The organism is Pseudomonas sp. 2835, from assembly GCF_050435905.1.
Taxonomy (GTDB): Bacteria; Pseudomonadota; Gammaproteobacteria; order Pseudomonadales; family Pseudomonadaceae; genus Aquipseudomonas.
This window is the reverse complement of the sequence record NZ_JBNDLE010000034.1, coordinates 1-22,599: the sequence shown is the minus strand read 5'-3', so window position 1 is coordinate 22,599 and position 22,599 is coordinate 1. Positions and strand designations below refer to the sequence as shown.

At 62.5% G+C, this 22,599-nt stretch carries 14 protein-coding genes and 1 rRNA gene; 12 read left to right on the top strand and 3 right to left on the bottom strand.

Translation table 11 applies throughout. The features are described from left to right. Together ABIE20_RS27280 and ABIE20_RS27275 are read left to right on the top strand one after the other, a co-directional pair. Positions 1-5,763, top strand: a 5,763-nt coding sequence (locus tag ABIE20_RS27280; protein WP_429508641.1) for an immunoglobulin-like domain-containing protein, incomplete at its 5' end; no start/stop codon positions are given. 158 nt (positions 5,764-5,921) lie between these two features. Further along, entirely contained in the window at positions 5,922-6,266 is a 345-nt protein-coding gene (locus tag ABIE20_RS27275; RefSeq protein ID WP_045197926.1) for a hypothetical protein, read from the top strand. Positions 6,267-6,303: 37 nt separating this feature from the next. Here ABIE20_RS27275 and lapD read toward each other — a convergent pair whose 3' ends face one another. Both lapD and lapG read right to left on the bottom strand, forming a co-directional pair. After that, positions 6,304-8,250: a cyclic di-GMP receptor LapD gene (gene lapD, locus ABIE20_RS27270; RefSeq protein WP_429508640.1), complete on the bottom strand. Its 1,947-nt coding sequence runs from the start codon at positions 8,248-8,250 to the stop codon at positions 6,304-6,306. 10 nt (positions 8,251-8,260) lie between these two features. Then, complete coding sequence (lapG, locus tag ABIE20_RS27265; RefSeq protein WP_429508638.1) at positions 8,261-8,953, bottom strand: cysteine protease LapG; 693 nt, start codon at positions 8,951-8,953, stop codon at positions 8,261-8,263. Between the two features lie 310 nt (positions 8,954-9,263). Between lapG and ABIE20_RS27260 the strand changes: the two genes are divergently transcribed. The 10 genes from ABIE20_RS27260 (at position 9,264) to ABIE20_RS27215 (ending at position 22,382) form a co-directional block, all read left to right on the top strand. Beyond that, entirely contained in the window at positions 9,264-9,956 is a 693-nt protein-coding gene (locus tag ABIE20_RS27260; protein WP_429508637.1) for a GntR family transcriptional regulator, read from the top strand. Positions 9,957-10,033: 77 nt separating this feature from the next. After that, positions 10,034-10,621: a thioesterase domain-containing protein gene (locus ABIE20_RS27255; protein WP_429508636.1), complete on the top strand. Its 588-nt coding sequence runs from the start codon at positions 10,034-10,036 to the stop codon at positions 10,619-10,621. A 627-nt stretch (positions 10,622-11,248) separates the two neighbouring features. Then, positions 11,249-12,025: a DUF3050 domain-containing protein gene (locus tag ABIE20_RS27250; protein WP_429508634.1), complete on the top strand. Its 777-nt coding sequence runs from the start codon at positions 11,249-11,251 to the stop codon at positions 12,023-12,025. Continuing rightward, positions 12,022-12,969, top strand: a complete 948-nt coding sequence (locus ABIE20_RS27245) for a diiron oxygenase (protein ID WP_429508632.1) — start codon at positions 12,022-12,024, stop codon at positions 12,967-12,969. Before ABIE20_RS27250 ends, ABIE20_RS27245 begins: the two co-directional genes overlap by 4 nt. Continuing rightward, on the top strand, positions 12,966-16,412 hold the full coding sequence (locus ABIE20_RS27240) for an amino acid adenylation domain-containing protein (RefSeq protein ID WP_429508630.1): 3,447 nt from the start codon (positions 12,966-12,968) through the stop codon (positions 16,410-16,412). Before ABIE20_RS27245 ends, ABIE20_RS27240 begins: the two co-directional genes overlap by 4 nt. A gap of 29 nt (positions 16,413-16,441) precedes the next feature. After that, positions 16,442-16,909, top strand: a complete 468-nt coding sequence (locus ABIE20_RS27235) for an SRPBCC family protein (protein WP_429508629.1) — start codon at positions 16,442-16,444, stop codon at positions 16,907-16,909. A 126-nt stretch (positions 16,910-17,035) separates the two neighbouring features. Next, on the top strand, positions 17,036-17,539 hold the full coding sequence (locus tag ABIE20_RS27230) for a sigma-70 family RNA polymerase sigma factor (RefSeq protein WP_429508627.1): 504 nt from the start codon (positions 17,036-17,038) through the stop codon (positions 17,537-17,539). 6 nt (positions 17,540-17,545) lie between these two features. Beyond that, on the top strand, positions 17,546-18,511 hold the full coding sequence (locus tag ABIE20_RS27225) for a FecR domain-containing protein (RefSeq protein WP_429508626.1): 966 nt from the start codon (positions 17,546-17,548) through the stop codon (positions 18,509-18,511). Between the two features lie 233 nt (positions 18,512-18,744). Beyond that, positions 18,745-21,117, top strand: a complete 2,373-nt coding sequence (locus ABIE20_RS27220; protein ID WP_429508642.1) for a TonB-dependent siderophore receptor — start codon at positions 18,745-18,747, stop codon at positions 21,115-21,117. Between the two features lie 86 nt (positions 21,118-21,203). Further along, on the top strand, positions 21,204-22,382 hold the full coding sequence (locus ABIE20_RS27215; RefSeq protein WP_429508625.1) for a PepSY-associated TM helix domain-containing protein: 1,179 nt from the start codon (positions 21,204-21,206) through the stop codon (positions 22,380-22,382). A 124-nt stretch (positions 22,383-22,506) separates the two neighbouring features. Here the strand turns inward: ABIE20_RS27215 and rrf are convergent. After that, positions 22,507-22,599, bottom strand: a 5S ribosomal RNA gene (gene rrf, locus ABIE20_RS27210); the annotation flags it as partial.

Sequence of the window (22,599 nt, the reverse complement as noted above, 5' to 3'; positions counted from 1 at the left end):
ACCGTTACTGATGGCCCAGGTACTGACGACACTACTGGTCTGAAGCTGACCGCCACCGGCTCCGTCGCCGAAGGCGGCGACATCATCTACACCGCCACGCTGACCAACCCAGCCGGCACCGAGATGAAAGTCACTCTGAGCAATGGTGAAGTCATCACCATCGCTGCGGGTCAGACTGAAGGCAGCATCACTGTCCCCGCACCAGAAGACGACGTGTACGTCGATGCCGGTGAAGTCAGCGTCACAGTCACCGGCACCACCGGTGGCGACTTCGAGAAGCTGGCTGTGGATAACACTCCGGCCGTGACCGAAGTGACTGACACCATCGACACTTCGACCGTCACCCTGACCGCGACGCCGAGCGTGACTGAAGGTGGCGTAGTCACCTACACCGCTTCGGTTACAGCTCCGGTTACCGGCTCCGCGCTGGTGATCAACCTGGCCAACGGCCAACAGATCACCATCCCAGTCGGCCAGAGCTCCGGCACTGTGGACTTCGTTGCACCAAACAACGTGCACACCACCAACCCGGACCTGACCAACAGCATCACCAGCACCACCGGTGGTAATTACGAGAAGCTGGACACTGCCGGCAACCCGGTTACTACCGTTACTGATGGCCCAGGCACCGACGACACCACCAACCTCAAGCTGACCGCGACTCCAACGGTCAACGAAGGCGGGTCGATCACTTACACCGCGACGCTGACCAATCCGGCCGGCACCGAGATGAAAGTGACCTTGAGCAACGGTGAAGTGATCACCATCGCCAAGGGCCAGACCGAAGGCAAGATCACCATTGATGCCCCAAGCGACGATGTGTACATCGACGCCGACAAGCTGAGCGTGACGGTCACTGGCACCACCGGTGGCGACTTCGAGAAACTGGCTGTGGATAACACCCCGGCAGTTACCGACGTCAAAGACACCATCGACACCAGCACCGTGACCCTGACCGCCAGCACCAACAGCGTGGTCGAAGGCGGCGTGGTCACCTACACCGCCAAAGTCAGCGCGCCGGTTACCGGTTCCGACCTGGTGATCAGCCTGGCCAACGGTCAGCAGATCACCATCCCTGTGGGTTCCAGCACCGGCACCGTGGACTACGTTGCGCCAAACAACGTGCACACCACCAACCCTGCCCTGACCAACAGCATCACTGGTACTACCGGCGGCAACTACGAGAAGCTGGAAACCACCGGCAACACCACCGTCAGCGTCACCGACGGCCCGGGTACCAAGGACAACACCGGCCTGTCGCTGACGGCTACCGACACCGTGGCTGAAGGCGGCAAGATCACCTACGTGGCCAAGCTGACCAACCCGGCCGGCACCGAGATGAAGGTGACCCTGAGCAACGGTGAAGTGATCACCATCGCCAAGGGCCAAACCGAAGGCAAGATCACCATCAATGCGCCGAGCGATGACGTCTACGTCGACGCCGGCAAACTGAGCGTGACCGTCACCAACACCACCGGTGGCGACTTCGAGCAGCTGACTGTGAGCAACGTGCCGGCAGTGACCAACGTCACCGACACCATCGACACCAGTACCGTGACCCTGACCGCCAGCAGCAACAGTGTGGTCGAAGGCGGCGTGGTGACCTATACCGCCAAAGTCAGCGCGCCTGTAACCGGCTCCGACCTGGTGATCAACCTGGCCAACGGTCAGCAGATCACCATCCCTGTGGGTTCCAGCTCCGGCACCGTGGACTACGTTGCGCCAAACAACGTGCACACCACCAATCCGACCCTGACCAACAGCATCACCGGCACCACCGGCGGCAACTACGAAAAACTGGTCAGCACTGGCAACACCAGCACCACCGTCACCGACGGCCCGGGCACCAAGGACTCCACCAGCCTGACCCTGACCGCGACGCCGACCGTGGCTGAAGGTGGCTCGATCACTTACGTGGCCAAGCTGAGCAACCCGGCGGGCACCGAGATGAAGGTGACCCTGAGCAACGGTGAGACCATCACCATTGCCAAGGGCCAGACCGAAGGCAAGGTAACCATCGCCGCCCCTGGCGATGATGTGTACATCGATGCGGGTAGCGTCAGTGCGAAAATCACCGGCAGCACCGGTGGTGACTTCGAAGAACTAAAGGTCGACGGCTCGTCCGCCGTGACCAGCGTCACCGACACCATCGACACCACCAACCTGACCCTGAGCGCCACGCCATCGGTCGCCGAAGGTGGCAACATCGTCTACACCGCAACCTTGAGCAACAAGGCGCAGACCGCGGTCACCGTGACCTTGAGCAACGGTGCGACGATCACCATCGAGGCCGGCAAGACCACCGGCACCACCAGCGTGCCGGCGCCAGCGGATGACGTGTACATCGACGCAGGCAGTGTCAACGCGACCATTACCGGCGCCAGCGGTGGCAACTTCGAAGACCTGGCAATCAGCAAGCAGCCAGCCGTCACCCAGGTGACCGATACCGTCGACACCACCACCCTCAGCATCAGCGGCACCACCTCGGTGGCCGAAGGTGACTCGGCCAACTACACCGTAAGCCTGACCAGCAAGGCGCAAACCGATGTGGTCATCAAGCTGAGCTACACCGGCACCGCCACCAATGGTGCGGACTACACCGGCGTGGCCACCGTGGTGATCAAGGCCGGTAGCAACACCGGTACCTTCAGCGTGCCGATCATCCGCGACGGCATTGCCGAGAGCGCCGAGAACTTCACCGTGAAGATCGACTCGGCCACCGGCGGCAACTTCGAGAACCTGGCGATCAGCGGCAGCGCTGGCAGTGTCACCACCACCATCGTCAGCAACGAGGCGCCGGTTGCCGCGGGCGGCGCCGTGACGGGTACCGAAGATACCGACCTGGTGCTGAGCTGGGCCAACTTCGGCATCACCGATGCCGACACCCCGGCGGCCAACCTGGGCCTGACCATCACCAAGCTGCCTGCCGATGGCGTGCTGCAGTACAAGGATGGCAACGTCTGGAAAACCCTGACCGCTGCGGACGCTGGCAAGGTCTTCAGCAAGGCTGACATCGACGCCGGCAAGCTGAAGTTCGTACCGGATCGCAACGAGTCGGGCATCGATGCCAACGGCGGTACCGGCGTCGGCAACAAAGAAGCCGACTACGCACAGATCAAGTTCAAGCCAACCGACGGCCAGGGCCTGGGCAACGAAGCCACCATCAAGGTCGATATCACCCCTGTGGCCGACAAGCCTGACCTGAACATCGGCAGCAACAACGTCAACTCGATCGGCCTGGTCAAAGAGACCTGGAACAGCCTCAGCGGCCTGGGCACCAACGGCAACGGCATCACCGGCGATGCGCTGAAAACCGTGTTCGACAACTCGGGCAAGGCCAACAGCAGTTCGCTGGTGACCAACGCCCAGTCGGACGCCAGCGTCGTCGGTGGCTCGGGCTCGAAGACGTCCGGCCTGATCTACCTCGAAGCGGGCAAGACCTACAGCTTCAGCGGTGTCGGCGATGACAGCCTGCTGATCACCATCGGCGGCAAGAATGTGGCCCAGGCGACCTGGGGCGCAGGCGGTGCGATCAGTGGTTCGTTCAAGCCGACCATCAGCGGCTACTACACCCTGGACATCTACCACGCCAACCAGAGCGGCCCGGGCAGCTATGACGTCAACCTGTCGGTCAACGGCAGCACCCCGGTCGACCTGAGCAACGCCAACATCCCGATGTACCCGGGCGTGAACGAGCTGACCAACGCCGGGGTTACCGTTGGCGAGCTGCACGGTGCCAACGGCGAGGGATACTACCAGGGCTACAAGCTCAATGAAGGCGCCGAGAACGGCACCGTCAAACTGGTCGGTATCTCCACCAACCTCACCGACACCGATGGCTCGGAAACCCTCAACGTCAAGCTCGGCGGCATTCCGGCAGGCTCGGTGCTGAGCGATGGCGCCGGCCACACTGTCACCGTCGGCAAGGGCGAAGTCGATGTCACCGGCTGGAACCTCAACGGCCTGAGCATCAAGCCGCCAGCCTACTACCAGGGTCAGTTCGATGTGACCGTCACTTCGCGGGCAACCGAGAAGGCCAACGGCAGCACCGACTTCACCCAGAGCACCATCAAGGTCACCGTTTACCCGGATACCTACACCACCAGCAACCTGACGGCCGAGAACGACAGCCGCGAGCTTGGCACCGGCAACGACATCGTCGTCGCCGACGTCAACGGCCTGCACGTGGTACCGGGGCAGGACTACAACCTGGCGTTCATCGTCGATACCTCTGGCAGTATGAAAGCCGCCGGTGTCGACGCTGCGCAGAAGTCCCTGCAGTCGGTGTTCGACACCCTGGCCAACAGCGTCAAGGGTGCGCAATCGGGTACCGTGAACATCCTGCTGGTGGACTTCTCCAGCCAGGTCAACAAGTCGGTCTCGGTCAACCTGTCCGATGCCGGCTCGCTGCAAGCGCTCAAGGATGCGCTCAAGGCCATGTACTCCGACGGCGGCACCAACTATGAGGACGCCTTCAAGACCACCGCCAACTGGTTCCAGAACCTCAAGAATGCCGGCAATACCGGTAGCAACCAGACGTTCTTCATTACCGACGGCCAACCGACCTACCACCAGGCCAACGAGCAAGGCAACCCGCAGCTGGCCAACTCCGGCTGGACCCTGGACAGCTTCCTCCAGGCGATCAACTACAAGCCAGGTGACACGCTGAACCGCTACCAGCTGGACAGCAACAACCGGGTCAGTATCGACGCCGACGGTAACCTCTATGCCCAGTACAAGTACTACGGCAGCTGGTACACCTCGACCTCGGGCACCATCCGTGCCCAGGGCGACGGCACCTTCGAGCTGTCCAGCCGTTCCGGCTGGGGCAATGGCACCAGCAACGACACCTGGAACAACTCGCTGGACGGTTTCAAGATCCTCAGCGGGCTGTCCAGCGTCGAAGCCATCGGCCTCAACAGCGGCGTCAACGTCAACGACCTCAAGCCGTTCGACAGTGACGGCAAGCCGCAGACCAACATCGACCCGAGCAAGCTGGCCGAGGCGATCCTCGGACACACCGAGGCCACCAAGCCGGGCAACGATACGGTCAGCGGCGGCGACGGCCACGACATCCTGTTCGGCGACCTAGTCAGCTTCGACTCGATCGCCGGCAACGGTGTCGAGGCCATGCAGGCCTACGTGGCCGGCAAGCTGGGCGTAGCCCTGGGTGACGTCGATGGCCGTGTGCTGCACCAGTACATCAGCGAGCATGTCAGCGAGTTCGATGTATCGCGCAGCAACGATGGCGCCGACATCCTTATCGGTGGCGACGGCAACGACATTCTCTTCGGCCAGGGTGGCAACGACTACCTCGATGGCGGCAAGGGCAATGACATCCTGCTCGGTGGTACCGGCAACGACACACTGCTGGGCGGTGAAGGCAACGACATCCTCATTGGCGGCAAGGGCGATGACATCCTGATCGGTGGCAGCGGTGCCGACACCTTCGTGTGGAAGGCCGGCGACACCGGCAAGGACGTGATCAAGGACTTCAAGGCTGCCGAAGGTGACCGTCTGGACCTGAGCGACCTGCTCCAGGGCGAAAAGGCCAGCACCATCGACAACTACCTGAAGATCACCACGGTCAACGGCGAGTCGACGCTGCAGGTCAGCTCCGAAGGCAAGCTCAATGCCACAGGCGGCCTGGCCAATGCCGATGTGACGATCAAGCTGGAAGGGGTCAACTGGGCCAATACCACGATCAACTCGCTGGTAACCGGCGCCGACCCGACCATCAAGATCGACCACTCCAACAGCTGATCCACGGCCTGCGCCAGCCCTCCCGGGGCTGGCGCGGTGCTGCGGGCTTTGCCTGCACCGTATTCACAGCGCATACTCGCTCGCCCGGGCTACACGCCCGGCCAGCTTGGCCTATGCTGCTGACTGCGGATACGGACTGACATTCAGAGGGATACCCCATGTTCTACGTGCAACGCGATGCACAGGGCCAACTGGTCCGGGTAGAGGCCGCACCCTACGCCGAATACACGGAGATGCTCCCGGCCGACCATGCAGAGGTCCAGGAGTGGTTTGCCGACGACGTGGTCGAGAACAGCCTCAAGCAGCTCAAGCAGAGTGACCTGGACATGATCCGGGTGCTCGAAGATTTGATCGAAGTGCTGACCACCAAAGGCGTGATCAGCATCACCGACCTGCCACCCGGCGCCCAGGCCAAACTGCTCAGCCGCTCCAACGCCCGCCAGGTGCTGGGCGGCCTGACCAATCTGATCGATGACAGTGAAGAAAACGGCGGCCTGATCTAAGCCTTGCAGGCCCGTTGCGGGCCTGCAGGCGCTTGCCTCAACGCCAGGGTGCCGGCTCGCCGACCAGTCGCCCCTGAACCCCCTGAATACCCATCTCGCGCAATACCTTGAGCTCACCTTCGGTTTCGACCCGCTCGGCAATCAGCGGCAAGTCGATGCTGTGCGCTGCGCGCTGGATCGCCTCGATGAACAGGCGCTTGTGCCGTTCGTGGTCGATGGCGCGGATGTAGCTGCCATCGATCTTGAGGTAGGCCAGGCCCAGGTGCGCCAGGTTGCCGATCATGCTGAAACGCCCGCCGAAGCGCTGCAGGCTGAGGCTGAAGCCCAGCGCCCGCAGGCGCCGGGTGAGCTGCTCGAGCACGGCCTGCTCCGGCAGTTGCTCTTCGCCGATCTCCAGGGTCAGGCGCGGGCCGAGTACGGCGTTCTGGCCAAGCAGGTCATAGACCCGCTGCAATGCCTTGGGGTCGGCCAGGGTCGCTGCCGACAGGTTCAGGGCCAGGGCTTCCTTGTGGGTGTGCATGTGCTTGAGCACCTGCTCGAGCATCAGTACATCGAGCCGCGCCGACCAGCCAAAGCGCTCCAGCCACGGCAGGAAGCGCCCGGCGGCAATGGCCTGGCCCTGGGCATCGAGCACCCGCGAAATCACCTTGTAATGCAGCACGCGCTCCGGCGCTTCACAAGCCACCACCGGCTGGAAGAACAACTGGAAGCGCCCCTGCTGCAGGGCTTCGTCCAGCAGGGTATGCCAGGCGTGGTGGGTATCGCCGGCTTGCGGCGCGGTGCCCTGCTCCAGGCACACCCAGCCCGGTTCCAGCTGGCTCTCGGCGCGGGCCAGGGCTTCGTCGGCCAGCTTGAGCAACGCCTGCGGCTCGTCGCCCGGGTTGTAGGGCGCCATGCCGATGCAGGCGACCGGGGTCACATCGCTGGCACCGGTATCGGCCAGGCTCTGCAGGGTCACTTCCAGGGCCTGGGCCAGCTGGATTGCCTCCTCATGCACCAAGCCCGGCGCCAGCACGGCGAACTCGCCACCGCGGCTACGGGTGATCAGGTTGTTGGTTTCCGGGTAGTTGGCGCAAGTACGCTGCAGTTGCTGGCCGACCGCCTGCAGCAACTGGTCGGTGCGCTGGCCGCCGAGGCGCTGGTTGAGCCCGGCCAGGTCCTTGACCCGCAGCAACAGCAGGTAGCCCGGGCGTGCCTCCTCAAGGTTGCTGACCAGGGCGTTGAGCTGCATTTCAAAATAACGACGATTGGCAAGGCCGGTGAGGCTGTCCTGATACGACTCGACCCGCAGCTTTTCACTGCGTTCGGCCTGCTCCTTGAACAGCGCCTTGAGCTTCTCGACCATCTGGTTCATGGCCTGCACGACCCGACGCAGTTCAGGGGTACGCGGCAAATCCGGCAGGCTGAGGAATTCACGCCGGGCAATGGCGTGGGACTGCGCCACCATGTAGTCCAGCGGCTTGAGCTGGCGACGCAGCAGCAAGGCGCCGAGCACTGCACTCAAGGCGCCACACAGCAGCAGCCAGCCGAGGCTGCCCAGGGCGCTCTGCCAGAGTTTGGCCAGGGCGAACATCGGATGGCTGACCACCTCGACCCGTGCCGCCTGCTGCCAGCCGCGGCTGACGATGGCATCGCCGCCGGCCGCTTCCAGGCCGATCAGGCGGATAAACCAGGCCGGCACACCGTTGGCATCGGGTTCGGCGTGGCGTTCTACCAGCAGAGCATTGGAGGCCGTGTCGATGACCTTAATGCTCGAATAGTAACCACTGTCGAAGATCGAGCTGACCATCAGCTCGACCATCGCCGGGTCGTCGATATTTGGCGTCAGCGACAGCGCCAGTGCCGTGGCGGCGTCCTGGGCGTGGGAGCGCAGCTGGTTGACGTACTGGCTGCGCGAGCTCTCCAGGCTGACCATGAAGCTGCCGCTGAAGGCGACTACCAGGAAAAGGCAGATGGCAAGCAGCAATTGTTTGAACAGTGACATCTGTGCTCCTTCAGTAAGCCGGCTCGGCGGGGAAACCTTCGGCCTGCATCTTCTTCAATAGATCCTGCCAGCGCGACAAGCGCTTGGTGTCGCCCACTTTCTTGTTGCCACCCGCACCGGTCAGCCACAAGCCTTCACCGTTGAAGGAATACACCGGCAACAGGTCGGGCCGCTGGCTGGCCGGCTTGATCGCGTCGATCAGGCTGTCGAGTACCAGGGGCATGGCCTCCGGGCTTGAATAATAGGTCAGGACCATATGCGCGCGATTCTGGCGCAAGGCCTTGACGTAGGTAATACGAAGTTTTTCGGCAGGGACCCCGAGCCGGCGCAGGCTGAAATACTTGGCAATAGCATAGTCTTCGCAGTCACCGGCGCCCTTGATCAACGATTGCACCGGGGTTGCCCAGTAATCCACTTCGCGCCACAGGTCGATGTCTTCGACATACCGCAGCTGCTGGTTGAAGAACTGGTTGACCACCTTCAGGCGTTCGGCCTCGCTGCCCTGCTTCTGGGTCGCCAGCAGGTTCTGCCAGGCATCAATGCGGCCCTGGCCAGGCCCCAGGGGGCCGTACAACGTCTGGGCACGGCGGCTGATCTGGGAGAAGTCCCAATCGGCCTGCAAGCCACCCAGCAGCAGGCAGCCGAGCACCACGGCCAGGCCAAGCCGGCGCAGGGTCAATTGAACAGCCCAACGTATCGCCAATGCGAATAATCCGCGCAGACCTGTGGAAAAACGCCGATGGTGCGGCCTCGACCCGGAAAAAACAATGGCACCTTACAATCATTGCGCCAGCAATCCGTTGACCACGGGCAACCCCCTGTCCGGCAAGGGCTGCAACCCGGCTTCCCTTGAACAAAAACTTCCTTCACGATAGCAAGCACGCGGCCGTTGATTGCTGTTTACTTAACAAATCAGGGGTGGCGCACACCGCAATTTGACAAGTAACCCTCCCCTAACTAGTGTTGCTGGATCTTGGATCCAATTTTTCACTTCGACTTCAGGCAAAGACAGCGTGGCCGGAAAAACCAGACCCCTGAGCCAAATCCTGGGTGGCGAACAAGTGCCGCCACACCTGGCGCGTAGTGTGATTGAAGAGCGGCTGCGCAGTGCCATCCTCGATGGCCGCCTGCCCCCTGGCCTGGCTTTGCGCCAACAGGAGCTGGCGACCCTCTTCGGTGTCAGCCGCATGCCGGTCCGCGAGGCCCTGCGCCAGCTAGAAGCGCAGTCGCTGTTGCAGGTGGTGGCGCACAAGGGCGCGGTGGTCGCGCCGCTGATCGGCGAAGATGCCGTCGATACCTATGCCTTGCGGGTCATTCTCGAGTCCGAAGCGCTACGCCAGTCGATCCCCTTGCTCGACGCCGAGGACATTGCCCTGGCGCGCAGCTACATCGTCCAGCTTGATACTGAAACCCGGCATGCCGAGATCGGGCGCCTGAACCGCCTGTTCCACATGACCCTGTACAGCAAGGCGCCCAACCAGAAGTTGCTGCGCCTGATTGAAAACGAACTCAACGAAGAAGAGCGCTTCCTGCGCTTCCACCTGTCGTCGATGGGCCTGGGCAAACTCACCCAGGATGATCACATCGGCCTGGTGGACGCCGCTAACGACAAATCGGTTGATGACGCCATCAGGATTCTCGAGCGCCACCTGAATAACGGGGCGAAAGCGATCAAGGCCTACCTGAGCCGACAATCGACAGAGTGAAACCACAGCCACAGCCGGCAACCCCGGCTAATGGCAGCAATTGCGCTCGGGGCACACCTTGAGCGAAAGGAAAGGCAGTGCACGCTCCTACACTTCAGCGCAGAACCCTCTCCGGCTCTGCCCAGCCACCGCAGATCCGCCTGATCTGCCTAGCCTGCAGCCAGGACCACCTGAGCCAGTACCGCGCCTGGTCGGTGGCGCTCAACGACCATATCGAACTGGTGACCGTCAACGTGCTGGCGTACGGTGATCCGGTCCAATCACTGCCCCTGCAAAAAAACCCTGCGCTGATCGCCTCACTGATCGAGCGCTTGCAGGTCTACCTGCGCACACCTCACGCCCTGTTCGGGCAGGGTGCCGGGGCGCACCTGGCTCTGAGCCTGGCCCGGCACAGCGAGCAATTGCACCCGGGGCAGACCCGCCACCTGTTTGTCTCGTCCAGCGACAGCCCTCTGGCAAATGCAAGCGAAGCACCGGCCGGGCTGAAAGTGCCAGTCACGGCCCTGTATCCGTCAGGTTCGCTGCCGCGCATGCTGGGTTGGCATGACCACAGCTGCCGGGAGATCGAGCTGATCGAACTGCCCAACGAACCCGGCGATGCGCCGCTGCTCAACCAGCGCCTGATTCAAATCATCAACACCCACCTGGGCCTGCTCAGCCTCTGAGCCCTGCAAGCGCAGTGATTCCCTGCCCTCCAGGGGTGCGTCCGCGCCCCTGATTTGTCTCTTGCTGTTTCAGCCAACCATGGCGGCCCCTGCATTTTCGGCACACTCTTACCGCGCAGCGACCGCTGATCGCCGTCAGGCGGGCCAGGTCGTCTGCCTATCGCACACCTGCAGAAGGAGCCTCGCGCCGGGCAAGGACCGATATCGATCAGCTGCCCCCAAGAGTCAACCAGGTCCGACTTTCATCGTTCTAGTGCTCCGAGTGAGGCATTCACTCATGCAGTTTTTATTCTGGCAACTTGTTGCCGGAAGGAGCACTTACATGCCAATAAAACTAATTAGATAAGTTTTATTTCACCCACTCACATTTTAAAAATAGCCCCTGAAAATATAATTAACAAAGTTGTTGCCGAGCACTTGAAAGTTGTTCTAACTTTTTAATGGCACGGGCCACCTTGAGCCAAAGGCGCCCCGTTCACCGAAGAAAAAGATGCCTAATGCATCGATATGCCCGCCATTGCGCTGTTATCGAATTATTCAGTCGAGGCCCCTGCTCGGCCACTGAAAACTTTGCCGCCGCCAATGAAAGGGCGTTAACCGGATGTTAGCCAGACACAAGGAAAGCCCATGAATACTTTGACTTCGCTTCTTATCAGCCGTAAAGCAGAACTTGCCGCCCACCCGATATTTTCCGAAATCGACTCTTTGCCGGTATTACAACGATTCATGGAAACCCATGTATTTGCCGTCTGGGATTTCATGTCGCTGACCAAGCGCCTGCAGCAGGAGCTGACCTGTATCCAGTTGCCCTGGCTACCACCGCTTGACCCCCACGCTGCCCGCCTGATCAACGAGATCGTGCTCGGCGAAGAGTCAGACGACTGCCTCGGCCAAGGCCATTACAGCCATTTCGAGCTGTACCTGGACGCCATGCGCGAAGTCGGCGCCAGCACTGCGGCGATCGAGCGCTTCGTCAGCCTGCAACGTGAAGGGGTTGGCTACGCCAGCGCCTTGCAGCACGCAGGTGCCAGCGAGGCCGCCCGGCAGTTCGTCTGCCACACCCTGGAGACCGCCCTTGGAGCGCCGGCCCATAGTGTCGCAGCAGCCTTCCTGCATGGCCGCGAAAGCGTCATTCCCACCATGTTCCAGCGCATCCTCGATGACTGGGGCATCACCGGCGAACAGGCGCCGACCTTCCGTTATTACCTGCAACGGCATATTGAGGTCGACTCCGAAGACCACGGCCCAGCGGCCGAAGCCCTGCTGGCACGGCTGGTCAAGGGCGACCCGCTGCAGCAGCGCCAGGTGCTGGAAGCCGCCATTGCCGCCGTCGACAGCCGCATTGCTCTGTGGGACCGCCTGCGCCTGTCGATGCGTGAAACCGTCGCGGAGGCCAGTGCATGAACGCCCTCGACTACCACTCCTTCGCCGAGGCCTGGGAGAGCCGGGCGACCATCCGCACCCGGCCACGACGCCTGGTCGAGGACGATCAGCGCCTGATCTACCCGCTCAGCCGCCAACCACTGGTGCTCAGCGAGACCTTTGTCCGCGAGTGCCCGCAGCAGCGCGATTTCGCCCTGGCCCAGAGCCTGTACAAGTTCATCAACGACGTGGTGATTTTCGAGACCGAGATCGTCGACCGCACGGCGCGGCGGATCGCCAAGGATCGCTTCGCCATTCGCTTTCCGTTCGCCTGTCGCTATGACGCCATGACCGTGGTGGTCGACGAGGACTACCACGCCCTGGTGGCTATGGACTTCATGCAACAGACAATTGCCCTGACCGGCATCGAGCCGATTGCCCTGCCCCGCGAGATCGAGCTGAGCCGGGCGATACCCGCAGCCCTGGCGCTGGCGCCAGAGCACCTGCGCGACGCCCTGGAGCTGATCTGCGTGGGTATCGCCGAGAACACCCTGACTGACGATGTCGCCGCCTTCGCCCGCGACGACACGGTCAAACCCTCGGTCAAGGGCCTGATGGCCGATCACCTGCTCGACGAGGGTCGCCATTCAACCTTCTGGGCGCGCCTGGTGCGTATCTACTGGCACAGCGCGCCGGAAGCGGACCGCCAGTGCATCGCCGAGATCCTGCCGGTGTTTCTCGCCCAGTACCTGACCAACGACATCCAGAAAGGCTTCGACTTCAGCCTGATCGAGCACCTGCCGATCGGCGAGACCGCGCGACAAGCGCTGCGCCAGGAAGTTACGGCCATGGCCTACCCGATCGATCACCGGCATCCGCTGCTGGGCAACATCCTGCGGCTGTTTCGCGCCAGCTCGATGCTCGATTCGCCCTGCGTGCAACACGCCCTGGCGCACTACCTGCGCGAACCAAGGAGAGAGCCATGAGACGCCTGGAAATACTGCTGGTCGGCGCCAGCCCCGCCCTGGCCTTGCTGCACCAGGAACTGCTCGACCACGGTCACGCGCCCTACCTGGCGAACAGCACCGCGACCTTGCAACAACGCCCATGGCGCCAGCCACAGTTGCTCATCGATGATGGCAGCCTGACGCTGAGTGCCAGCGAATGGCACGGGCTGGGCGATTGCACGTTGTTAAGCCTGCGCCTGGGGCTCTACCTGCAAAGCGCTGGCGAACTGCCGACGCTCGAGCTGTTGTGCTGGACCGGCACTGCCACCGCGCAGCGGCTGATCGATCGCCAGCGCCTGGCCCCGGAGGTGTCCGGCAATGGTCAACAACTGCGCCGGCAGGCCATCGCCTGCCTGCAGGAAACCCTCGCGCTGCACGTCAGCCGCTTCTCGCGAAACTCCGACCACCTGCAGCAAGCGCCTTCCATCCTCCCCGGGCAGGAGGATCAGCAACAAAGCCTCGACTGGTTGGAACAACTGGCATGGCTCCATCGCTTCAATCAGAACGAAAACCAGCCATTGCTCGCATCTGCCGAGGTACCGCTGATCGAGCGCCTGCAAAAGAGCCTGCATAGGCATGCCGACCATCCTGCGCTTAACCTCAACGGCCAGCGCATCAGTTATGCCCAGCTGCACGCCCAGGCGGCCGCCATCCAGCAGTTGATGGCCGTCTTGGCTATTGCCGCTGACCCGCCAGTGATCGGCGTTTGCATGGGCAAGTCCGCAGCGCTCTACGCCAGCCTGCTCGCGGTATTCGGCTATGGGGCGGTGTACTTGCCGCTGGACCCGGCGCACCCCGCCGAGCGTCTGCGCTACATCCTCAAGAACGCCGGCGCCAGCCTGTTGCTGCATGACGGTCAGGTGCCGGTGGATGACCTGGCAGTGCCAAGCCTGGACCTGCGCCAGTTGCCCGCAGCGTTGGCGCAACCGTTGCCGTCATTGCTGCGCCAGCGACCGGCGCCAGATGCCCCGTGCGTGGCGATCTACACCTCGGGCACCACCGGCCAGCCCAAGGGCGTGCTGCTCAGCCAGCGCAACCTCAGCCACTTCCAGGCCTGGTACAGCGCCCATGTACAGCTCGATCAGCAAAGCCGTGCGCTGCAGTTTTCAACCATCGGCTTTGACGCCTCGCTGCTGGACATCCTGCCCACCTGGGTCGCCGGCGGCGAACTGGTGGTGCCGACTGAAGACCAGCGCCGCGATCCGCTGCAATTGCTGGCACTGATGCGCGAGCAGCACGTCACCCATGCCTTCCTGCCGCCGGCGCTGCTAAGCATCTTGCCGCGCGAGCAAACCCTGGGGTTGAAGCACCTGGTCACCGGGGGCGATGTCTGCGAGCCGGAAGTGATTGCACGCCTTTGCGGGCAGTGCCGACTGCACAATATCTATGGCCCGACCGAGACCACCGTACTGGCCACCACCCGGGTATTTCACGCTGGCGACAACAATCGCAACCTGGGTTTCCCGATCGCCAACACCCGGGTGCTGATCCTCGACGAGGGCTTGCAACCGGTGGCCGAGAACAGCCCCGGTGAGCTGTACATCGCAGGGCCGGGCGTTGGCCTGGGCTACCTGAACAATCCTGCCCTGAGCCACGAGCGCTTCCTCAACCTCACACTTGCTGACGGTAGCCCGCTGCGTGTGTATCGCACCGGCGATATCGGCAAATGGACGGCCGCGGGTATCGAGCTCTGTGGCCGGCGCGACAACCAGGTGAAGATCCGCGGCTTTCGGGTCGAGCCGGAAGAGATCGAGCACTCCCTGCGCAGTAGCGGCCTGTTCCGCCAGGTCGCGGTGGTCATCGATGCCCAGCGGCGGATCCTGGCGTTCTGCGCGCAAGCCACCGGTGATGACAGCGAAGCGGCCCTGCGCCGGCACGCCGAGCAAACGCTGCCCGACTACATGCGCCCGGGTTTCTATCAGCAACTGGCGCGGATGCCCTACACCGCCAACGGCAAAGTTGACCGCCAGGCGCTGGCCGCACTGCCGCTGGAGTTGGCAGCGAGCAACCATCACTTCGGTCCGGTAACGGCGGTCGAAGCGCAGCTGGTCAGCCTGTGGAGCGCGCTGCTGGAGCTACCCGAGCACGACATTTCCACCGACGCCAGCTTCTTCAGCCTTGGCGGTCATTCGATCCTGTTGTCACGTCTGTTGCTGGCCATTCGCGAACAGTTTGGCCGCGGCATTGCAATCAACCGCTTTATCGAGATGCCGACGGTGCAACGCCTGGCCACCCTGGTCAGCGGTGAGCAGGCACAGCTGCCTGGCCTCGACCCGCAAGCTGAACGCGACGCCTGCCGCGAACTGGGCTTGCAGGTGCTGCCAGTGGCGCAGCTGGGCGATGTGCACAAAGTGATCGTCACCGGCGCTAACAGCTTTCTTGGCGTGCACCTGGTCGAAGCGCTGCTGCAATGGGGCGCCAGCGAAGTGGCCTGCCTGGTACGCGCCAATGCCAGTCAGTCAGCCGAGCAACGTTTTACCGCAGCGCTGGCGGAGAACGGCTTGCAGGGGCTGGACATGAGCCGGGTGAAAGTCTTCGCCGCCGACCTGCGCCAACCGCGCCTGGGCCTGGCCGAGGCCGAATACCAGTACCTCGACAGCGAGTACGGCGCACTGCTGCACAACGCCGCGCAGGTCAACCATGTGCTGGATTACCGCAGCCTGGCCGCCGACAACGTCGAGCCGCTGATCGAGTGCCTGCGCCTGTGCGAAGGCCGGCGCAAGAAAATATTCAATTTCATCTCGACCCTGTCGGCATGCAGCGCCATCGACGCCGACGGCCAGGTGCTCGAGCAAGACCCGGCCGCCACCCCGCCGATCTACATTCGCAACGGCTACAACCTGAGCAAATGGGTGGGCGAGCGCATTCTTCAGCGCGCCCGCGCTCAGGGCGTGTGGGTCAACCTGTACCGCCCCGGCAACATCACTTTCGACAGCCGCAATGGCATCTGCCAGCCCCAGCGCAACCGGTTGATGCTGATGCTCAAGGGCTCGCTGCAACTCGGCCAGGTACCGGCGCTGGAGCTCAACTTCGACCTGATGCCGGTGGATTTCCTCGCCCGCTTCATCACCTTCCACAGCAGCCGTTACCAGCCCGAAAAGGCGGTGTTCAACCTGCATAACCCCGAACCCTTGAGCTGGCGCGACTACGTCTCGGTGTTCCGCGATAGCGGCAGGCCGTTCGAGCTGGTCAGCGTCGAGCAATGGCAACGGCAGTTGCAGCGGGTCGATCGCGACAACGCCCTGTTCGATGTCCTGGGTTTCTACCTGGATGGCTTCGAGGAAGACATCGGCGACACCTCGCGAATCCAGCACGACAACGCCCGCGCCGGCGTCCAGCGCATGGGCGCCCGTTACCCGAGAAAAACCCCGCAGCTGCTGCAACGCGGCTGCCAGTACCTGCACGACATCGCCTTCATCTGAGCAGCTTCAACCCAACCAGGAGAGACACCATGCAAGCACTGCAACCCGACACACTTATCCACAACCCCGAAGGCTGCCGCGTGGTGGCCAGCGTCGACATCGCCAGCGATGCCGCCAGCGTCTGGAACATCGTCGGCAACTTTGCCGGCTTCCCGGTGTTCATCCCGGCCCTGGCGCACATCGAGATGACCGGCAGCGGCGTGCGCTCGGTGCGCAAGAAGCTGTTCAAGGACGGCAACGTGGTCATCGAGCAGCTCAACAGCCGCGACGACCAAGCCATGTGCATGACCTGGAGCCTGATCTACACCAGCCTGAACATCGGCAACTTGTGGGCGGCGATGCAGGTTGAGGCGCTGGGCGAGCGCCAGGCGCGGGCGACCTGGACCATCCAGGCAGAACCGTGGCAAGGCGGCAGCGAGGCACTGCCAGGGTTTCAGGCGTTTTTGCAGGGATTTGCCGATGAGGCAATGGGCAACGTGAAGAATTTGCTGGGTTAAAAACGATCGCAGGGCAAGCGCGCTCCTGCAAGAGCGCGCTTGCCCTGATCAACAGTTGCAAAATATTCCAAGGATGCCAACAATGAGACTAATTATCATTTATGACCCCTTCAGCAGCGCACCTTCATGCCCTCTCGAGAGTCCGTGCACACGCTTTACAGCCATCACCACGGCTGGCTGAACACCTGGCTGCGCAGCAAGCTGGGCAATGCCGCCGATGCCGCGGACCTGGCCCAGGACACTTTCGTGCGCCTGTTGCAGCGGCGCGAACTGCTTGAGCTGAACGCCCCCCGGGCATTCCTGCGCACCATCGCTCGCGGCCTGGTGATCGACCATTGGCGCCGTGAGGAGCTGCACCGCGCCTACCTCGAAGCCCTGGCGCATTTGCCAGAGGCCGAAGTACCTTCGCTTGAAACCCGTGAACTGCTGCTCGAGCTGCTCGAGGGCATCGCGCAGATGCTCGATGGCCTCAAGCCAAAAGTGCGTCGCGCGTTTCTCCTGGCCCAGTGCGAAGGCCTGAGCCACAAGGAGATTGCCGAACAGATGGGCGTATCCCTGCGTTCGGTCGAGCGCTACGTGGCCGATGCGCTCTATCAGTGCTACTTGCTGCGCTACGAGTCAGAGGCATAAGCCGCGATGACCACCCTCAACCCCGGCCCGCGCGTGGTCAAGCAAGCCATCCACTGGATGCTCAAGCTGCGCGAAAGCGGCCAGAACGCGCGCCTGCAGCAGCAATGCGAACACTGGCGCGCAGCCCATCAGGAACACGAGCTGGCCTGGCAGCGGGTGCAATCGCTTCAGCAGGAACTCAACCTGCGCGCCGTGCCAGGGGCCAGTGTGGCCTTGCAGACCCTGGAGAACAGCAGCCAGCGCCTGCAACGACGCCAGGCCCTGAAGCTGCTCAGCGGCGTGCTGGTGCTCGGCTCGGCAGCCTGGCTGGGCAAGGACCTGCAGTTAATCAGCCCCTGGACTGCTGATGTTGCCAGCGCCACCGGCCAGCGTCGCAGCGTGCGCCTGCCCGATGGCTCGTTGCTGCAACTGAACACCAACAGCGCCGCAGATCTTGCCTTTGAGGCCGATCAGCGCCTGATTCGTCTCAAGCACGGCGAGTTGATGCTGACCTGCGCCAAAGACACAAACACACCGGCTCGACCGTTGCTGGTCAGCACCCGCGAAGCCTTGCTGCAAGGCTTCGACGGCCGCTTCGTGGTGCGTCAGGACGACGACTGCACCCGCGTCAGCGTCAGCCAGGGCAGCGTCGCCATCCACTTGCCAGGCCCTATGCAATGGATACATGCCGGCCAGAGCTATCGCCTCGATGCTCGCGGCGCGACCCTGCTGCACAATCAGGACATGGATGCCGGCGCCTGGGCCGAAGGGCTAATCGTCACCCGCGACATGCGCCTGGGTGATTTTCTTGCTGAAGTCGGGCGCTATCGCCATGGCTATGTCAGCTGCGCCGACGACATTGCCGACTTGCGCCTGTCAGGTGTGTTCCGCCTGGAAGACACCGACAAGCTGCTGCAACTGCTGCCGCAAACGCTGCCGGTCAAGGTCAGCTATCGCACCCGCTGGTGGGTGCGCCTGGACCGGCTGGCTTGAAGTGATTTTTTTTGGCGGGTTTTATCCACGAGTCCGGCTAGGACAGTAAGCGACTCTTTCTGCCCTTACCGACTCTACGGATGCTCTCCATGCGTAATGCATTGCCCCTGTTGCAGCTTAACAAGAAGAATGATTTTCAACCTGTCTTAGATTCTGCCTGTAGCAGTATCCTCGGCAAGGCCATCCGCGCCGCGCTGCTCGGCACCGCCCTGGGCATCACCGCGGTGCCGGCGATGGCACTTGCGGCACCAGCAGGTAGTGTCAGCCAGCAGTACAACATCCCCGCCGGCTCCCTGGATGAGGTGCTCAACCAGTTCGCCCGCAAGGCTCAGATCACCCTGTCGAGCACTCCGCAAATGACCCAGGGCCTGCAATCGCCGGGCCTGCAGGGCAGCTACGCCACCGACCAGGCGCTGCGCCAGTTGCTTAATGGTTCAGGCCTGGAGGCCGTCAGCCAGGATGGCGGCAGCTATGTGCTGCGAGCTCAGCCACAGGACGCCGCGCTGTCGCTGCCTAGCACCGAAGTGCGTGAGTTCGCCCTGGGTAACGCCCTGGGCAGCATGGAAGGCTACAACGCCACCCACAGCCAGGTTGCGACCAAGACCAGTGCACCGATTCTGGAAACCTCGCAGTCGGTGTCGGTGGTGACCCGTCAGCAAATGGACGACCAGGGCTCGCAGACCGTGGCCCAGGCCATGCGCTACACCCCCGGCGTGCTGACCAACCCCTATGGCGCGACCCACCGCTACGACTACGTGGCCATGCGCGGCTTCAACGACGGCTCTGTGGATAACATCTACCTGGACGGCCTCAAGTCCATGGGTGACAGCGGTACCTACAGCACCATGCAGGTCGATCCGTACTTTCTTGAGCGCGTGGACATCCTCAAGGGGCCATCTTCGGTGCTCTATGGCCGCAGCTCACCCGGCGGCCTGGTCGCCCTGACCAGCAAGAAGCCGCTGTACGAGGCTTACCATCAAGTACAGGCCACCGTTGGCACCCAGGGCCAACGTGGCGTCGGTTTCGACTTCAGCGGCCCGTTGGATGATGACAAGCGCATCGCCTACCGTCTGGTGGGGCTGGCCGATCAGTCCGACACCCAGTTCGACCACAACGAAGAAAAACGCTTCGCCCTGGCCCCGACCGTCAGCATCAACTTCAGTGAAGACACCTCGCTGACCCTGCAGGCCTACCTGCAGCACGACCCCGACGGCGGCTATCACGGCGGCGTGCCGGCCGATGGCGCGCTGCACCAGCGCAATGGCCAGCGCATCTCCGATCACTTTTTCGAAGGCGAGCCGGGTGTCGACCGCTACGAGCGTGACCAACAGTCGTTCGGCTATCAGTTCGAACACCGCTTCAATGACGTGTTCACCGCGCGGCAGAACTTCCGCTACCTGGATTCGACGGTGAAGATGGACCAGGTGTATGCCTGGGGCTGGACCTCGCCGACCAGCAACGAGCTGAACCGCTACTACACCGGCGGCGATGAAAAACTGCACGCGTACATCATCGACAACATGCTCCAGGCCGAATACTTCACCGGCAGTGCCAAGCACACCACCCTGCTGGGCCTGGACTATCAGCGGCGCAAAACCGTGGTCGACTGGCGCAGTGGCTCGCTGGCGCCGATCAACGCCTTCGACCCGCAATACGGCAACTCGCAAATCACCTACTACAACCCCACCAGCTACCTGCGTCGGCTGCAGCAGACCGGCGTGTACCTGCAGGACCTGATCGAGCTCGACCAGTGGCGCTTCTCTCTGGGCCTGCGCCAGGACTGGGTGAAGACCTCGGATGAGAACCGCATTACCGAAGCCAGCCGCCCGCTGGGCACCAGGATCAGCGACCAGCGCACCAAGCTGACCGGCCGCGCCGGTGTGCTGTATCTGTTCGAAAACGGCATTGCGCCATACATCAGCTATTCCGAGTCGTTCAACCCTAACTCCTACGCCGACCAGGCGGGCAATCCACTGGCGCCGACCGAAGGCACCCAGTGGGAAGCCGGCATCAAGTACCAGCCGCCAGGCACTGACAACCTGTTTACTGCTTCGGTGTTCCGCATCGAGCAAGAGAACCTGGCCTCCAAGCTGCCGCAGGAAGAGTTCTATCGTCCTGTAGGCCAAGTCCGTTCCCAGGGCCTGGAGCTGGAAGCCCACATGCAGGTCACCGACAACCTGAAAGTCCTCGGCAGCTACACCTTCACCGATATCGAGTACGCCAAGTCGATGCCAAGCACGCTGTTCGGCAGCGACCTCGACAACAAGGGCAACTCGCCAACCCAGGCACCGCGGCACATGGCCTCGCTGTGGGCTGACTACAACTTCCGCCAGGGCGCCCTCGACGGCCTGCGCCTGGGCGGCGGTGTGCGTTATGTCGGCTATAGCTGGGTGGATGCCGAGAACACCATGAAGGTGCCCTCCTACACCCTGTTCGACGCGTCGGTTGGCTATGACCTGGGCAAGGTCGGGCTCAAGGGTGTGGATGTGCGGCTCAATGCCAACAACCTCACCAATGAAAGCTACATCGCCTCCTGTGCCAGCCTGAGTTACTGCTACATGGGCGAAGAACGCAATGTCAGCGCTACGGTCAGCTCCCAGTTCTGACCACACCTGCATGAACGGCAAAGCCAGCACCTGATTCCGGGCGCTGGCTTTGTTGCATCTGGCGAGCTTACTCCGGACCTCTACCCATGCGTCAGCTTTACGTACTGCTTCACCGCTACCTCGGCCTGATCACCGCGCTGTTCCTGGCTCTGGCCGGCCTTACCGGCAGCGTCCTGGCCTTCAATCACGAACTGGACGAATGGCTAAACCCGTCCTTCTACGAAGCCCCCGCTGTGGGTGAACGCCAGCAACCCGGGGTGCTTGTGGATAAGTTGCAGGCCGAGCACCCGCGGCTGCAGGTCTGGTACATGGAGTACCCGAACGAGCCCGGGCATGCGGCGCTGCTGGCCATGGTGCCGCGCAACGATCCCGCCAGCGGTGAGCCCTATGCCGAGAAGAACACTGTGTTCTATCTCGATCCGGTCAGCGGCCTGACCCTGGCCCAGCGCTACTGGGGCGAATGCTGTTTCTCCCGAGAGAACTTCATGCCGTTCATGCTCGAGCTGCATTACAGCCTGACCCTGCCCGGCAACTGGGGAATTCTGCTGATGGGCGTGGTGGCGATCATGTGGGTGATCGACTGCTTTATCGCCGTGCTGCTGACCTTGCCCCGTGGTCGGCCGTTCTGGGGCAAGTGGGCAAAAGCCTGGAAGATCAAGGGCGGCCACGCCTATCGGCTGAACATGGATATCCACAGGGCGGGCGGTTTGTGGTTGTGGCTATTGCTGCTGCCGATTGCGATCAGCAGCGTGGCGATGAACTTGCCGGCCCAGGTGTTCAAACCAGCGGTGTCGCTGTTTTCACCGGTCGAACCAAGCGTCTATGAAGCCCGTGGCGCCCTGCCCAGGGAGCAACTGGGGGTTACCCAGCTGAGCTATCAACAGGCCTATCAGCTGGCCCAGCAGGAGGGTCAGCGGCTGGGGCTGACAGAGCCGATCGGCGAGCTGTACTACAGCTTCGAGTACAACTTCTATGGCGCGGGCTTTGGCCAACATGATACCGATGCCCAGGGTAAGTCCTGGTTGTTCTTTCACGGGACTGACGGGCATTTGCTGGGCAAGGAGATAGCAGGGCAAGGCACCCTGGGGGAGCGCTTTTACCGCTTGCAGTTACCCATACACGGCGGACGCATCATCGGTATGACCGGCCAGGTGTTGATTGCAGTGTTGGGGGTGATGATTGCGGTGCTGTCGTTGACCGGGGTGTATATCTGGTGGCGCAAGTTGCAGGCGCGGCGCATTGGCAAGGTGCGAAGAGCTAGGTAAGTCAGCGGCTGTTCTGGGGCTGCTATGCAGCCCATCGCTGGCAAGGCCAGCCCCCACAAAGGGTGATAGGTCCCTGAAAAGACAAAACCCCTGTCTGCAGGGCAGACAGGGGTTTCGGAATGAATCTTGACGATGACCTACTCTCACATGGGGAAACCCCACACTACCATCGGCGATGCATCGTTTCACTGCTGAGTTCGGGATGGGATCAGGTGGT

Excerpts from the sequence above, each read along its gene's own strand:
- ABIE20_RS27235 (WP_429508629.1), top strand. The coding sequence starts at position 16,442 with ATGCAAGCACTGCAACCCGACACACTTATCCACAACCCCGAAGGCTGC.
- ABIE20_RS27215 (WP_429508625.1), top strand. The coding sequence starts at position 21,204 with ATGCGTCAGCTTTACGTACTGCTTCACCGCTACCTCGGCCTGATCACC.
- ABIE20_RS27250 (WP_429508634.1), top strand. The coding sequence starts at position 11,249 with ATGAATACTTTGACTTCGCTTCTTATCAGCCGTAAAGCAGAACTTGCC.
- ABIE20_RS27225 (WP_429508626.1), top strand. The coding sequence starts at position 17,546 with ATGACCACCCTCAACCCCGGCCCGCGCGTGGTCAAGCAAGCCATCCAC.
- ABIE20_RS27230 (WP_429508627.1), top strand. The coding sequence starts at position 17,036 with ATGCCCTCTCGAGAGTCCGTGCACACGCTTTACAGCCATCACCACGGC.
- ABIE20_RS27220 (WP_429508642.1), top strand. The coding sequence starts at position 18,745 with ATGGCACTTGCGGCACCAGCAGGTAGTGTCAGCCAGCAGTACAACATC.
- ABIE20_RS27240 (WP_429508630.1), top strand. The coding sequence starts at position 12,966 with ATGAGACGCCTGGAAATACTGCTGGTCGGCGCCAGCCCCGCCCTGGCC.
- lapD (WP_429508640.1), bottom strand. The coding sequence starts at position 8,250 with ATGTCACTGTTCAAACAATTGCTGCTTGCCATCTGCCTTTTCCTGGTA.
- ABIE20_RS27275 (WP_045197926.1), top strand. The coding sequence starts at position 5,922 with ATGTTCTACGTGCAACGCGATGCACAGGGCCAACTGGTCCGGGTAGAG.
- ABIE20_RS27245 (WP_429508632.1), top strand. The coding sequence starts at position 12,022 with ATGAACGCCCTCGACTACCACTCCTTCGCCGAGGCCTGGGAGAGCCGG.